The organism is Bosea vaviloviae, assembly GCF_001741865.1.
Taxonomy (GTDB): Bacteria; Pseudomonadota; Alphaproteobacteria; order Rhizobiales; family Beijerinckiaceae; genus Allobosea; species Allobosea vaviloviae.
On record NZ_CP017147.1, the window covers coordinates 1,712,137 to 1,727,295 of the forward strand.

Sequence of the window (15,159 nt, forward strand, 5' to 3'; positions counted from 1 at the left end):
TCAGCATCTTTTGCGGCCATTAAACATAAGTTGGCTAATGAAAAACTAGGAATTTTGCGCTATAGTTCCGGCCTGAATCGGAGAAAGACCCGACGGCGATGACAAGCAGCGAGAGCGCCACCACAGTCCTGATCCACCTCGCCGGCGGCGTCGCGCTGCTGATCTGGGCGGTCAGGCTGGTGCGCACGGGCGCGATGCGGGCTTTCGGGGCCTCGCTGCGCCATGCCCTGGCGAGCTTCACACGCAATCGCTTCGCCGCTTTCGGCAGCGGCATCGCGGTCACCATGGTGCTGCAGAGTTCGACGGCGACGACGCTGCTGGTCTCCTCCTTCGCCGGTCGCCGCCTGATCGTGCCGGCAATGGCGCTGGCCGTGCTGCTCGGGGCCAATCTCGGCACCTCGCTCGCCGCCTTCGTGATCTCGATGGATCTGGGCTGGATCTGGGGGCTTTGCCTGGCCATCGGCGTCGCGCTCTATCTGGCGAATGAGGCGATGGACCGCGCCCGCAATATCGGCCGCGTCTTCGTCGGCATCGGGCTCATCCTGCTCTCGCTGATCGAGCTGAACGCGGCGGCGGCTCCCTTGGCCCAGTCGCCGGTCTTTCGCACGCTCCTGGGCGCGATCGGCCATGAGCCGCTGCTGGCGGTCCTCGTCGCGGTCGCCGCGACCTGGCTGACCCATTCCAGTATCGCCGTCATCCTGCTGATCGCGACCTTCGCGGCGTCCGGCCTGTTTCCGCCCGCGACCGCGCTGACCCTCGTCATCGGCGCCAATCTCGGCAATGCGCTGATCCCGGTGCTGGACCAACTCGGCGCGCCCGCGCTGCAGCGGCAGGCCGCTGTCGCTAATCTGTTCACCCGGCTCGTCCTGGCGCTCCTGGTGCTGCCCTTCGTCGCGCCTCTGGCAGGCTGGTTCCAGACGCTGCCGACGCTCGATTCACGCCTCGCCATCGAGTTCCATGTCGCGCTGAACCTCGTCGGCGCGCTTGTGTTCCTGCCCTTCGTCGCGCCGGTGGCGCGGCTGGTCGAACGCTTGATGCCGGGCAAGGAGGCGCCTGACGCGACCGTGCGGCCGCGTCATCTTGATTCCTCCGTGCTCGACAGTCCCTCAGAAGCTCTGGCCTGCGCGATGCGCGAGGCGCTGAATCTCGGAGACCGCGTCGAATTGATGCTGCGCGATACGATGACGCTGCTCGAAAAGGACGAGTTGAAACTCTCGCGCGCCATCGCCCAGGCCGATGACGGGGTCGACGCGATCCATGAATCGATCAAGCTCTATCTCGTCCAGGTGTCGCGCAACGAATTGACCGAGGAGGAGGGCCGCCGCCTGCTCGAGATCATCACGCTGATCACCAATCTCGAGCATATCGGCGATATCATCGACAAGAATCTGCGCGAACTCGCCGAGAAGAAGATCCGCAAGCGCTATGCCTTCTCGCCCGAAGGCCTGGCCGAGATCCGCGACTTCCACCAGCGCGTCTCATCGGGCCTGGTGCTGGCGCTCAACGTCTTTGCCAGCCGCGATCTCGCTTTGGCGCGCCAGCTTTTCGCGGAGAAGGCGATGATGCGCGATGCCGAGCGGCGCGCGACCGAGAGCCATTTCCAGCGCCTCCGCAGCGGGCGGGCGGAATCGATCGAGACCAGCGCAATCCATCTCGACATCATCCGCGACCTCAAGCGCATCCACGGCCATGTCGCGTCGATCGGCTATCCGATCCTGGAAAGCGCCAATGCTCTGCGCGAGAGTCGTTTGCGGGAAGCGCAGGAGGCGCAGGCCCAGCAAGAGGGGGGGCTGATGCCGGCCCCGCAATCGGGCCTCTGATCAGCCCGGGACTGGGGCGGCCAGTTTGCGGATGGCCGTGCTCAATTCGGGCTCGTCGACCAGATCGGCGGCATCTTCGGGCTTGAACCACTGGCTGTGCCGCTGGCCTTGCTCGGCCCAGCTTGCGAGCTGCCGCTCGACTTCGAGCAGATAGAGCTTCACCGTGCACAGCACGAAATGGTCGCGCATGCGCTTCCAGTAGATGTAGCGGCCAGCCGGCTTGGCGCTGATCTTCCCGATCACTCCGGCTTCCTCGAAAGCCTCGCGCGCTGCCGCCTCATGGTTCTTCAACCCCTTGATCGGCCAGCCCTTGGGCACAATCCAGCGCTTCGTCGTGCGCGAGGTCACGAGCATGATCTGGGTCGAGCCATCGTCCATGCGTCTGATCGGCATGGCAGCGATCTGTAAGCGAGCCTCGCCGGGCGTGCGCTTGGCCTTCTTCATCGTGGGGTGGCGTCTCCATGGCTACGCGAAATCAGGGGCGCCCAGCGCGAATCAGGCGCGGCAGAAGCCAGCATAGTGTCATGCATCCCAGGCCAATTGGCGACGCCCTTGGCCTCGCCGTGACCAATCGACAACAGCTTTGTCGTATCTGCCGGGCCAAGCCGGCCCCCGGACGGATCGGGCGCGCGTCGCGGCGGCGCTTCAGCCGTTCACGGCCTCGACGCCGCACCATTCCGCCACGAACAGCGCCATCGATCCGGTGATGCGCTTCAGCGAAGCCAGGCTGACGCGCTCGTCGAAGGCGTGGATGTTCTCGCCCATCGGGCCATAGCAGAGCGCCGGAATCTTGTCGTAGAGCGCGTGCACGCGGGTATCGAGATAGGCTGCCGTCATGAAACTCTTCAGCGGCGCTCCCAGCGCGGCCTCATGCGCGCGGCCGAGCACGGCCTCGGCTTCGCTGCCGGGCGCGAGCACATAACCCTCCGCCCAGAAGCCGTTGAAGGTCACCTTCGGCGGGTTGTTGGCGAGGAAGGCATCGGCCCGCGACGCGGTTCGGATGCAATCCTCGATGCGCTTGGCGGTTTCTTCTGCGGTCACGCCCGGATAGAGCCCGACGCGGCAATCGACCCGGCACCAGCACGGTACCGAGGAAGCCCAGTCGCCGCCTTCGATCTTGCCGATATTGAGGTTGATCGGGTGGGGCTGGTCCTCGAAATGCTCGCGGCCGGCCTTCTCGGCGTTGAACTCTTCCTCTAGCTTGCGCAGCGCCGCGACGACGCGATAGGCGGCGTCGATGGCGTTGGCGCCAGTGCCCATCTCGCGCACATGCACCGGCACGCCGCGGACCTCGAACTGGAACCAGAGCACGCCGGCATTGGCCCGGGCCAGCATCTCGTATTCGGGCTCGGGGATCAGCGCCGCATCGGCGCGGTAGCCGCGCAAATGCGTCATCAGCGCGCCGTTTCCGGTCGATTCCTCCTCGACGACGGACTCCAGATAGAGCGTCGCCGCCGGCTGCAGGCCGATGCGTTTCAGGGCGTCCAGGCAGTAGAAATTCGCGCCGGCCCCGGCCTTCATGTCGGCGCTGCCGCGGCCATACATCCAGTCGCCCTCGATCACCGGGTCGAAGGGTGCATGCGTCCACTGGTCGACAGGGCCGGTGGGTACGACGTCGACATGCGCCTGCAGGATCAGCGAACAGCCGGTCTCCGTGCGCGGATGATGGATGCCGACAACGATCGGAGCGTCGGAATGCGTGTCGGAGAAAGGCGCGCCGCCGGGGTGGGCCGCGATCGCGGCCCTGTCCATCGCAAAGCGGTCCATGGTGAAGCCGCGATCCTTAAGCGCCCGGAAGACGAAGTCCTGGCAGGTGTGTTCCTGGCCCCGCAGCGAGGGAAAGCGGATCAGCTCCTGCGTGAAGGCGATCTGCTCGGCAAAGCCGGCTTCGACGGAGGCAAGAATCTTGTCGCGGAGAGCGGGATCGAGAGGCATGGGCTGGGCTCCGGCAGGTGGGACAGGCGGCAGGCAGGGCTTTTGCGCGTCATGGCCGGGCTCGATCCGGCCATCTCTAAAACCAGTATCGTCTCGCCCCAGGATTCTCGGGGCTGCGTTGCGCTCCCCCGGGGAATGGCGAGGGAGCGCTCATTAGTGCCCGAACCGCCCGCCGCCGGGAACGGCTGCCAGCAGCTGCCGCGTATACTCGTGCTGCGGGGCGGCGAACAAAGCCGCCGTCGGGCCGGTCTCGACGATGCGGCCGCGCTGCATCACCGCGATGCGGTCGCAGATCTGCGCCGCGACGCGCAGGTCGTGGGTGACGAACAGGATGGCGAGACCAAGCCGGCTTTGGATGTCCTTGATCAGGGACAGGATCTGCGCCTGCACGGAGACGTCGAGCGCCGAGACCGCCTCGTCGGCCACCAGCACGTCGGGTTCGAGCGCGAGCGCACGCGCAATGCCGATGCGCTGGCGCTGGCCGCCGGAGAATTCATGCGGGTAGCGGTCGACCGCATTGGCGGAGAGGCCGACGAGTTCGAGCAATTCGCGCGCCTTCATCAGGGCGGTCACGCGCGCCACGCCATGCGCCACCGGCCCGTCGGAGATGATGCGGCCGACAGTCTGGCGCGGGTTGAGCGAGGCGAAGGGATCCTGGAACACCATCTGGATGCGCTTGCGGTGCTGGCGCAGCGCTGAGGGCCCGAGATCGCTGAGCACGAGATCTCCCGAGCCTTGACCGCTCAATACGATCCGCCCGCTATTGGGTTCGATCAATCTGAGGCAGCAGCGCCCGACGGTCGATTTGCCGGAGCCGGACTCGCCGACGAGCCCGAGCGTCTCGCCCCGGACCAGCGCGAACGAGATGTCCTCGGCCGCCCTGACCTCGCGCGCCGTGCCGAAAAAGGAGCGCTTGCGATAGATCTTGCCGAGCCCCTCGACGCTGAGCACGGGCGGGCTCTCCGGCAAGGCCGGTCGCACGGGCGGCACGAGCGAGGGCACGGCGGCGAGGAGTTTTTGCGTATAGGCATGGCGCGGGGCGCCCAGCACCTGGTCGGCCGTGCCTTCCTCGACCAGCACGCCCTTCTCCAGCACGGCGATGCGGTCGGCGATCTCGGCGACGACGCCCATGTCATGGGTGATGAACAGCACCGCCGTGCCGTGCTTGTGGCGCAAATTATCGAGGAGCTTGAGGATCTGCGCCTGTGTGGTGACGTCGAGCGCGGTCGTCGGCTCGTCGGCGATCAAGAGCTTGGGTTCGAGCGCCAGCGCCATCGCGATCATCACGCGCTGGCGCTGCCCGCCCGAGAGCTCGTGCGGATAGGCCTTGGCGAGGCGCGGCGGGTCGGGCAGGCCGACCTCGGTCAGGAGCGCGATGGCGCGCGCACGCCGTTCGGAGGCTCCGTGCAGCCCATGCGCGTCGAAGGTCTCGATGATCTGGTCGGCGACCCGCATCACCGGGTTGAGCGAGGTCATCGGCTCCTGGAAGATCATGCCGATCTCGCGCCCGCGGACATCCTGCATCGCCTCCTCGTCGAGGCTGAGCAGGTCGCGTCCGGCGAGCCTGATCGCACCGCCCGCAGGCTTCACCGCCTTGGGCAGGAGGCCCATCACGGCATGGGCGATCATCGATTTGCCCGAACCGGATTCGCCGACGACGCAGAGCGTTTCGCCGGGCGCGATCGCAAGCGTCACGCCTTCGACCGCATGCGCCCGGTCGGCTAGAGCCGGCAGGGCCAGCGTCAGGTTCTCGATGGAGAGGACAGGCGGGGTCTTTGGAGAGATATCGCTCATTCGCGGCCTCGTGCGAGGCGCGGGTTCAGCGCATCGTTCAGCCCCTCGCCGGCGAGGTTGAGCGCCAGCACGGTCAGGAAAATCGCAAAGCCCGGGAAGAAGCTGATCCACCAGGCGTCGAGCAGGCGCGTGCGCCCCGCCCCCACCATATAGCCCCAGCTCATCAGGTTGGGGTCGCCCAGGCCCAGGAAGGAAAGGGCGGATTCGAGCAGGATCGCCGAGCCGATCATCAATGAGCCCATCACGATGATCGGCGCCACCGTGTTGGGCAGCACCTGGCTGAAGATGATGCGCGGCGTCGATTGGCCGATCGTGACGGCGGCCTGGACATATTCGCGCGTCTTCAGCGAGAGCACCTCGCCGCGCACCAGCCGCGCCACCGGCGGCCAGGAGACGACGCCGATGGCGAGCACGATCGAGCTCAATTGCGGCTGCAGGATCGCAACCAGCACAATCGCCAGCGCGAAGGAGGGAATGGTCTGGAAGAACTCGGTGAAGCGCATCAGCGCGTCGTCGACGAAGCCCCCGGCATAGCCGGCGAGTGCCCCGAGCGGCACGCCGATCAGGAGCGAGACGATCGTCGAGACGACGCCGATCATCAGCGAGACGCGTGCGCCATGGACCATGCCTGCCGCAATGTCGCGGCCGAGCGTGTCGGTGCCGAGCGGGAAGCGCTCCAGCGCGAAGGGCGCCATGAAGGGCCGCCCGACCATGCGCCAGGGCGAGCTCGGATAGAGCGAGGGCGCCAGCAGCGCGAAGGCGACGACCGCGAGCAGGATCACCAGGCCGAGCACGGCGCCGCGATTGCGGCAGAAGCGTTTGAGAAAGTTCATGCTCCCGCCTCCTCACCGTCATGCTCGCCCTTGTGGCGAGCATCCACGTCTTGAACGCAGCATTCGACAAGCGAAGACGTGGCAAATGAAGACATGGATGGCCGGGACAAGCCCGACCATGACGGGGGTGCAAAGCAGCTCACGACGCAGCCTCGATACGCGGATCGGCCAGCCGATAGACCAGATCCGTCAGGATGTTGAAGCCGACGACCATGGCCGAGGACATGAAGAAGACGCCGAGCAGCACGGAATAGTCGCGCTGCACCAGCGCGTCGAACATCAACCGGCCGATGCCGGGCCAGGCAAAGACCGTCTCGGTCAGCACCGCCCCGCCGACGAGCTGGCCGGCCTGCAACCCCGCCAGCGTCACCACGGGCAGGATCGCGTTGCGCGCCACATGCCGCCGCGAGACGATGCCCGGGGAAAGCCCTTTGGCGCGTGCCGTCTTGACGAAATCGGCGCCGGCGACCTCGAGCATCGAGGCGCGCATCATCCGGGCATAGAGCGCGGTGAAGAACAGGCCGAGCGTCAGCGCCGGCAGGATCAGGTGGTGGCCGATGTCGAGCGCCCGCGCCAGCCCCGTGTAATTCGCGCCGATCGTCTCGTACCCCACATTGGGCACGAGGCCGAGCTTCAGCGAGAAGACGATCTGGCTCATCAACGCGATCCAGAACAGCGGTGTCGCGTAGAAGACCAGCGACAGCGTCGTGATCAGGCTGTCCGACCAGCGCCCGGCGCGCCTTGCGGCCAGCGCGCCCATGACGATGCCGAGCGCGAGCGAAAGCGCGAAGGCGGCCCCGGTCAGGAGCAGCGTCGCGGGCAGTCGGTCGAGCACGAGGCTGAGCACCGACTGCTGCTGGCGATAGCTGAAGCCGAGATCGAAGGTCATGTAGCCCTTGATGTAGATCCAGAGCTGCGTCGTGATCGGCTCGTTCAGCCCGAAGCGCTGGCGCAGCTGTTCGAGCAACTGGGCGTCGGCCGCGCCCGCTTCGCCGGCCAGCACCTGCGCCGGGTCGCCCGGCGCGGCGCGGATCAGGAAGAAGTTCAGCACGGCGATGGCGAAGAGCACGAGAACGCCCTTCACCAATCGGCCGGAGAGGAAGTGGAGGAGGTTCATTCAGGCATCCGCATTGACGTGGACCTCGCCGTCATGCTCGCCCTTATGGCGAGCATCCACGTCTTGAACACGGCATTGGAAAAGTGAAGACGTGGATGGTCGGGACAAGCCCGACCATGACGAATGACGTCGCGCCTGTTTGTCAGGCGCGACCCGTGTCACTCCTTCCACGCATCCCGGAAGCCGTCATTCACGCCGACCGCGCTGTTGACGAGGTTCTTGATGTTGCAGCGATAGATCGTCGGGAAATCCATCTCGAGCTGCCAGAGCACGGGCACGTCGTCGGCGAGGATCTTCTGCACTTTCGTGTAAAGCTCCTGTCGAGCGCTGTCCGAAGGCGCGATTGCGGCGTCGGCGAAGAGCTTGTCGACCTCGGCGTTTACATAGGCGCCCTGGTTGCCGAAGGGATTGCCCTTGACGATGTTGGTCGAGATGTAGTTGCGCGCCACGCCCGTCGCGGGATCGCCGAGCTGGTAGAGATAGTTGAAGGTCATGTCGAAATCGCCGTTGCTGGCCTTCTGGGTCCAGCCCGGCACGTCGGTGGTCTCGATCGAGACGTTGACTCCGGCATCGGTGAGGTTCTGCTTGATCGCCTCGGCCCAGCGGCTCCAGACCTCGCCATAGGGCAGGGCGAGCAGCTTGATCGGCTCGCCCTTATAGCCGGAGGCCTTGATCAGCTCCTTCGCCTTGGCGACGTCGTAGGCATATTTGGGCACGTCGGCCGAGTAGAACTTGGTCTTCGACGAGATCGGTCCGGTCGGCAGCTTGCCGAGCCCGCCCCAGACCACGTCTTTGCCGAACTCGCGGTCGATCGCGAACATCATGCCCTGGCGGAACTGCTTGTTGGCGAGCGGGCCGCCCTTGGCGATATTCGGCGTCAGCCAGGCATGGGGTGCGAACATCTCCCAGCCCTTGGTGGTGACGCAGCTATTGGGCAGCTTGGAGAGGCGGGCGACGTCGTAGACATCGACCGAGCCGCCGGTCAGCACGTCGATCTTGCCGGTCTCGTAGGCGACGGCGCGGGCGGCCGCATCGGGGATGATCTGCCAATAGATCTCGTCGAGGTTCGGCTTGCCCTTCTGCCAGTAGTTCTCGTTCTTGACGAGGTGGATATAGGAGCCCTTCTTCCACTCCTTGAACTTGAACGGTCCGGTGCCGATCGGGGTGTTGTTGGCAGGGTTGGCGCGGTAATCCGTGCCGTCATAGATGTGCTTGGGGATCATCGGCGCGCCGCCGACCTCCTGCGACAGGATCAGCGGGCCAAATGGCTGCTTCAGCGTGATCTTGACGGTGAGGTCGTCGATCTTCTCGATCTTCTCGACCTGGCCGTTGGCGATCGGGCGCCAGCGCGGATGCACCTCGCGCAGGAACTTGTCGAGCGAGAACACCACATCGTCGGCGGTGAAGGGCTTGCCGTCATGCCAGGTCACGCCGTCCTGGAGCTTGAAGGTGTAAACCTTGGAATCCGGCGAGATCTCCCAGCTTTTGGCGAGCGAGGGCTGCGGGGTGAGCTTCTCGTCATAGCGCAGCAGCGATTCGTAGATGTTGCCCGCGACCATGTTGGTCGGGCCGTTCTGGTTCAGCCCCTGCATCAGCATCGGCGGTTCCGGCTGCACCACGACATGGATGCTGCCGCCCTTCTTGGGCGTCTGCGCCGACGCCATGGACGGCGCCAGCGCGAAGGCTGCAAGCGCGGTCGTCACGGCGAGATGCCGGCGGAATGCTGAACTCGTCATCATCTTCTCCCACTGCCTCGACTGTCTTAATCGTCGGTCGCATCTTTTTCGCGATCCGCCCCGCCTCGGACTAGATCATAGCTTGGTCGTGCCGCACAGGGCCGGAGCCTCTGCCGCTGCCCTATATGAGAACTCCCCGCGGATGGCCTCCGCGGCCCAGCTCGCAAGGGAACGATAACGAGGCAGCGCGGCGATCGTCCAATAGCCTCTGCCTATGTCAGCGATAGCCGCCCGAGCGGCCTTTGCAGGCAGTCGCAACGGCTTTCTGCCTGCTGCGATGCAGGTTCCGTCGTCCCTGTCCATTTTTCCTGCAATGCAGGCAGGAAAGCAGGAACGATGCCGCAAGGCGTCCGCCGTCAGCCTTTCCGCGACAATGCGAAGGCGCCCGCCGCATCTGCCGGCATCGCTTCGCGCAGAGCGGCGACGAAGCTTGGCTGCGCGATCACCGCCAGCGCCTTCATCGCATCGAGGCCGGTCTCGCGATCCTCGACCAGCATCGGCACGCTCGCGCGGATCGCCTCATAGAGCACCCCGGTGGCGGGCGCGAGCCGGGGCCGCTTGCCGATATCGACGGCCTGGGCCGCGACTACGGCCTCGATGGCGAACAGCATGCGCAGGGGCACGAGCTGCTCCTCCAGCTTGCGGATCGTCAATGCCGTCTGCGGCGCGTGGTCCTCGACGCTCTCCGAGACCGGCAGCGCATCGCAGCTCGCAGGCGCGGCCTTGAGGCGGATCTCGCCATGCAGATAGGAGGCGGTCTTCTGCAGCGAGTTGTAGCCGTTCGAGGCGCCGCCGATCGGCGAGAGATATTTCGGCAGGCCGGAGAGATGATGGTTCATCATCTTGATGGTGCGGTAGGCCGAGGCTGTCGCCAGATGCGTGTTGACGATCGCCATCGTGTCGAAAGCCAGCGCGATCGCTGGCGTTTGAAAATTCGCCGTGGACAGGATCAAATCGTCATCGGTCATGACCAGCGGGTTGTCGGCCGCGGCGTTGATTTCGGTTTCGACGCTCTCGACCGCCGTCTCGAAGCTCGTCAGCGCCGGCCCGTAGATCTGCGCGAGCACGCGGAAGGAGAGCGCGTCCTGGATCGAGCGGGCCGCGCCCTCGTCATGGAGATAGCTGCCCGCGAGAACCGCGCGGAACATCGCCGCCGCCCGCTCCTGGCCGCCGGCAGGCCGCGCGGCTGCGAGCCTGGCGTCGAAGATCTGCGGATTGGCCGCATAACCCTCATCCGTCAGCCCTGCGATTGCGACGGAGGCGAACAGGATGTCGGAGAGCTCGGCCAGCACCTTGGCGGCGTGGCCGCAGCTGACCGCGCTCGCATTCAGGATCGCGAGCCCGTCCTTGGCGGCGAGCGTCGCCGGCTGCAGCCCGGCCGAAGTGAGCGCCTCCATGGCGGAGCGCTTTTCACCGTTCACGAAGATCTCGCCGAGCCCGATCACTGCCGCGCCGAGATGGGCGCAGAGCCCGAGATCGCCGGCGCCGATCGAGCCGCGCCCGGGAATGACCGGCGTCAGCCCGGCATTGAACATCGCCACCATCGTGTCGAGCACCGGCGGGGAGATGCCCGAGCCGCCCTGGGCCAGGCCGATCAGGCGGCACAGCCCCATGGCGCGCGCCGTCGCCTCGGGAAAAGGCTCGCCCATGCCGATGCAGCGCCCGCGCACCATCTGGACCTGGAACGCCTCGATCTGAGCCTTGTCCAGACGGAAGGCGACGTTGCCGCCGAGCCCGGTGTTGAGCCCGTAGATCGGCGCGTCGCCTTGCGCATAGCGCTCCACCACCCTGCGCGCCGCGACCACCCTGTCGCGCGCTTCAGGCGCCAGCGCGACCGTCGTGCCGCGGCGGCTGGCTGCCATGACGAAGCCGAGCCCGACCGGCGCGGCGCCCAGAAGGAATTCGCTCACGCAGAAGGATCTCCGTCGATGCCTTGCGATGTGCAGGCGGTGGGATGCGGCGCCGGCGGCGCTTCGGTTGGAACGGTAGCCGCAGCCTCAACAGCCGCGCAACCGACCTCTCACCCGCCAAAGGCGCGAAGATGTGAGCATTGCCGTTGCGATTGCTGACAGAACTGGCAGCGCGGCCCTTTACCTCACCCCTCGATCCGGCTGACGATGGCGGCAAGGGGGATCTTCCCGGTCGCTCGCTCGTTTGACGACGGAGGCCGTCTGAAGATCGATGGACAGAGGAGAGCGATGATGCAGAACGATCTGGAGCTCAGCGTGTCCCGGCGCGCCTTCGTGGCAGGCTCGGTCGCCGTCACTGCAAGCCCTCTGCTCGGCGCGATGCCGGCCCTGGCGCAGGCCAAGACCAGCGTCGCGGTGCGCATCGAGCGCGACATCACCGTGCTTGATCCCGCCTTCCGCGGCGGCCCGCACGACGCCAATGTCATCCGTTGCGTCTATCAGCGCCTGATCAAGCAGAAGGACGGCTCGGTCGAGACGGAGCTCGATGCCGCAGCCGATCTGAAGCAGGTCAGCCCGACCCTGATCGAGTTCACGCTCAAGCCCGGGCAGATGTTCACCGACGGCTTCGGCGAGATGACCGCCGAGGACGTGAAATTCTCCTTCGAGCGCTTCGCGGTGGCGCCCGTCGACGGCAAGATCTCGCCCTATAAGGGCGACTGGACCGGCCTGGCCGGCGTCGAGGTCACCGGCACATATACCGGCAAGATCAACCTCTCGCAGCCCAATGCCGGACTGCTCGCCATCGCGATCGCCGATGCTTCGGGCTGCATCGTCTCGAAGAAGGCGGTGATGGCGCGCGGCGTCGAGCACAACACCAAGCCGGTCGGTTCGGGGCCCTATCAGGTCGTCTCGGTCGAGAAGCAGCGCGGCGCGGTGCTGAAACGCAATCCGACCTATTCGGGCGCAAAGCCGACCTTCGAGGAGATCAAGGTCAACTTCATCCAGGATCCGAAGACGGCGGAACTGGCGCTGCGCTCGGGCGAGCTCGATTTCGCGGTGCTGCCGCCGGCCATTGCCGAGCCGATGCGCTCGGCGCAAGGCATCGTCGTCGATCAGTCGCCGGGGCTGGCCTATGTCTGGCTCGGCATCAATATGGAGAAGGCGCCCTTCACCGATCTGCGCGTGCGCCAGGCGGTCAGGCTCGCGCTCGATGTCGACCAGATGCTGCTCGCCGGCTTCAACGGCAAGGCGCCGCGACTGAACACGCTGGTCATGCAGCCGATCCTCGGCGCCTGGACGGAGGCGCCGGTCTATAAGCGCAATGTCGCTGAAGCCAAGAAGCTCCTGGCGGAAGCCGGCCAGAGCGCGATCAAGACCCGCATCACCATCCTGAACCAGCCGGCCTACCAGACCATGGCGCTGGTGGCGCAGGCGCTGCTGAAGGAGGTCGGCATCACCGCCGAGCTCGACGTCCAGGAAGGCGGCACCTATTGGGACGCCGGCAAGGGCGAGGCCGGCAAGAACCTCGATTTGTTCATGATGCGCTTCAACGGCAAGCTCGACCCCAACTTCCTGATGCAGTGGTTCGTTTCCAGCCAGATCGGCACCTGGAACTGGCAGCGCTTCAACAGCCCGGAATTCGACAGGCTCTATCAGGAGGCGATCGTCGAATCCGATCCGGCCAAGCGCGCGGCGACCGTCATCAAGGCGCAGCAGGAAATGGACAAGTCCGCCGCCTTCGTCTGGCTCACCAACGACGTCGCCTTCGCCGTGCGGCGCGCCTCGGTGAAGCCGGCCTATCTGCCCGGCGCGCTCGACTGGCAGCTCGACCGTTTCACGAGCGCTTGAGCGGTTGGCCGGTTACGCGGCGATGATCGGCGCTTCAAGGCAAGCTCTTCGTCATCCTGGGCGCCCGAAGGGCGTCCCGGGATCCATCGAAGGGCTCGGCGGTCTAGGATGGATCCCGGGACGGCCTCCGGCCGCCCAGGATGACGGTGCGCTTTTTGACGGGACGCCGGGTCATCCGCGGCAGGCCCCGGAATGAGCGACACCGCGCGCTACCTTGTGAGCCGTCTCGTCACGACGCTGCTGATCGTGCTCGGTGCGATGCTGCTGCTGTTCACGCTCTCGGCGATCGTGCCGGGTGATCCGGCAACCGCCCTGCTCGGCCCGCAGGCGACGCCTGAATATGCGCGGCGCTTCATCGTCGAGATGGGGCTCGACCAGCCCTGGTATCGCCGCCTGCCGACCTTCCTCGGCCATGTCCTGACCGGCAATCTCGGCATCGACGTGCTTTCGGGCCGGCCGGTTGCGGGCATCGTCGGCGCGGTGATCCCCTACACCTTCATCCTGACCTTCGCCTCGATCGGGCTTGCGGTCGTGATCGGCGTACCGCTCGGCTGTTATGCCGCGACGCATCGCGGCTCGGCGCTCGATCATGCGCTGGCTTTCATCAGCGTCGCCTTCATCGCGATCCCCTCCTTCGTCATCGCGATCTTCCTGCTGCTGATCTTCTCGATCTGGCTGGACTGGCTGCCCGTGCTCGGCGCCGGCCAGCCCGGCGATTGGCTCGACCAGGCCAAGCGCCTGATCCTGCCCATGACAGCGCTGAGCGTCGGCTGGATCGGCTTCATCGCGCGCCTGATGCGCTCGTCGATGCTGGAGGTGATGGGCGAGAACTATATCCGCACCGCGCGCGCCTACGGCCTGCCGAACCGGATGGTGACCTACAAATACGCGCTCAAGAACGCCTGCATCCCGACCATCGCCGTGCTCGGCATGGGTATCGGCCGCTTGCTCGGTGGAGCGGTTCTGGTCGAGATCGTCTTCGCGCGGCCGGGCCTCGGTCGCCTGATTTTCGATGCGATCGCGACCCGCAATTTCCCCGTCCTGCAGGGTGCCGTGCTGGTCGTGGTGGTGATCTTCGTCGTCACCAACCTCCTCGTCGATCTCAGCTATTCCGCGATCGATCCGCGCATCCGCCGCGATGCCGCTCCGCAGGCGGCCGGGCAATGAATGCGCTTGCAGCAATTGCCGGCACCGTCCGGCGCATCGGTTCGCATTTCGGCGGCGCGGTCGGGCTCGTCATCGTCGCGGTCGTGGTGCTGTCGGCCGTGTTTGCGCCGCTGGTGGCGACGCATGATCCCGATGCGCTCGATGTGCTGAACCGCTTCTCTGGCCCCACCGCCCAGCATTGGCTCGGCACCGACCATCTCGGGCGCGATCTCTACAGCCGGCTCGTCCATGGCGCGAGCGTCGCCATGGCGGTGGCGCTGACGGCGATCTCGACGGCGCTCATCGCCGGCACGCTGCTCGGCATCCTCGCGGCCTCGCTGCCGGCGCGCTCCGAGCGGCTCATCCTGATCCTGTTCGACGTGATCTCGTCCTTCCCCAGCCTCGTGCTGGCGCTGGCGGTCGTCGCGGTCTTCGGCCCCTCGACCATGCTCGTGGTGATCATCGTCGCGGTCACGCTGATCCCGCATTTCGGCCGTGTCGCCCGCGCCCAGGTTCTGACCGTGCGCAATGCGCCCTATATCGAGGCCGAACGGCTGCTCGGCGCATCCTCCTGGCGCATCGTCTTCTCGCATATCCTGCCCAATATCGCCGGGCCGCTCGTCGTGCTCGCCTCGATAGACATTCCCGTGGTCATCACCATCGAGGCCGGGCTGTCCTTCATCGGGCTCGGCGTCAGGCCGCCGCTCGCGAGCTGGGGCACGCTGATCTATGACGGCTATGCCTATCTCTCGGATTCCAAGCTTCCCGTGGTGATCGCCAGCAGCGCGCTCGCTCTCGCCACGCTCGGCTTCACGCTCTTCGGCGAGGCGCTTCGCGACGCGGTCGATCCTCGCCTCGACGGGGAGCGCTAGCGATGGCGCGCACCACCACAGTCATTCCGGGGCGGTCCGCAGGACCGAACCCGGAACCCACGACCGGGCGAGCGTTTTTCGGTTGCCGAACCGTGCCACCCGGTCGTGGGTTCCGGGTTCTTCGCGGAGTTTATCCTTGGGCCGACCA

At 66.2% G+C, this 15,159-nt stretch carries 11 protein-coding genes; 4 read left to right on the forward strand and 7 right to left on the reverse strand.

The window, feature by feature from the left end:
• Nucleotides 1-98: 98 nt before the first annotated feature.
• Entirely contained in the window at nt 99-1,820 is a 1,722-nt protein-coding gene (locus BHK69_RS08000; RefSeq protein WP_069689635.1) for a Na/Pi cotransporter family protein, read from the forward strand.
• Here BHK69_RS08000 and BHK69_RS08005 read toward each other — a convergent pair whose 3' ends face one another.
• From BHK69_RS08005 to BHK69_RS08035, 7 genes are all read right to left on the reverse strand, one after another.
• Nucleotides 1,821-2,213 carry an NUDIX hydrolase gene (locus BHK69_RS08005; RefSeq protein WP_244548436.1) on the reverse strand — a complete coding sequence of 131 codons (393 nt, stop codon included), beginning with the start codon at nt 2,211-2,213 and terminating at the stop codon, nt 1,821-1,823. It abuts the gene before it with no gap.
• Between the two features lie 252 nt (nt 2,214-2,465).
• Nucleotides 2,466-3,755 carry an ArgE/DapE family deacylase gene (locus BHK69_RS08010; RefSeq protein WP_069689637.1) on the reverse strand — a complete coding sequence of 430 codons (1,290 nt, stop codon included), beginning with the start codon at nt 3,753-3,755 and terminating at the stop codon, nt 2,466-2,468.
• Between the two features lie 153 nt (nt 3,756-3,908).
• Nucleotides 3,909-5,549 carry an ABC transporter ATP-binding protein gene (locus tag BHK69_RS08015; protein ID WP_069689638.1) on the reverse strand — a complete coding sequence of 547 codons (1,641 nt, stop codon included), beginning with the start codon at nt 5,547-5,549 and terminating at the stop codon, nt 3,909-3,911.
• Complete coding sequence (locus tag BHK69_RS08020; RefSeq protein ID WP_069689639.1) at nt 5,546-6,382, reverse strand: ABC transporter permease; 837 nt, start codon at nt 6,380-6,382, stop codon at nt 5,546-5,548. Before BHK69_RS08020 ends, BHK69_RS08015 begins: the two co-directional genes overlap by 4 nt.
• 139 nt (nt 6,383-6,521) lie before the next feature.
• Complete coding sequence (locus BHK69_RS08025) at nt 6,522-7,499, reverse strand: ABC transporter permease (protein WP_069689640.1); 978 nt, start codon at nt 7,497-7,499, stop codon at nt 6,522-6,524.
• Between the two features lie 158 nt (nt 7,500-7,657).
• Nucleotides 7,658-9,163, reverse strand: a complete 1,506-nt coding sequence (locus tag BHK69_RS08030; protein WP_069693471.1) for an ABC transporter substrate-binding protein — start codon at nt 9,161-9,163, stop codon at nt 7,658-7,660.
• 428 nt (nt 9,164-9,591) lie between these two features.
• Entirely contained in the window at nt 9,592-11,145 is a 1,554-nt protein-coding gene (locus BHK69_RS08035) for an HAL/PAL/TAL family ammonia-lyase (protein WP_069689641.1), read from the reverse strand.
• Nucleotides 11,146-11,436: 291 nt separating this feature from the next.
• On the opposite strand from BHK69_RS08035, the gene BHK69_RS08040 reads away from it, so the two are divergent.
• From BHK69_RS08040 to BHK69_RS08050, 3 genes are all read left to right on the forward strand, one after another.
• The gene (locus BHK69_RS08040) at nt 11,437-12,993 is read left to right on the forward strand and encodes an ABC transporter substrate-binding protein (protein ID WP_069693472.1); all 1,557 of its coding nucleotides are present in this window, start codon (nt 11,437-11,439) and stop codon (nt 12,991-12,993) included.
• A 192-nt stretch (nt 12,994-13,185) separates the two neighbouring features.
• Nucleotides 13,186-14,160: an ABC transporter permease gene (locus tag BHK69_RS08045; protein ID WP_199579063.1), complete on the forward strand. Its 975-nt coding sequence runs from the start codon at nt 13,186-13,188 to the stop codon at nt 14,158-14,160.
• Nucleotides 14,157-15,011: an ABC transporter permease gene (locus BHK69_RS08050; RefSeq protein ID WP_083269194.1), complete on the forward strand. Its 855-nt coding sequence runs from the start codon at nt 14,157-14,159 to the stop codon at nt 15,009-15,011. The genes BHK69_RS08045 and BHK69_RS08050 overlap by 4 nt, the downstream gene beginning before the upstream one ends.
• Nucleotides 15,012-15,159: the final 148 nt, after the last annotated feature.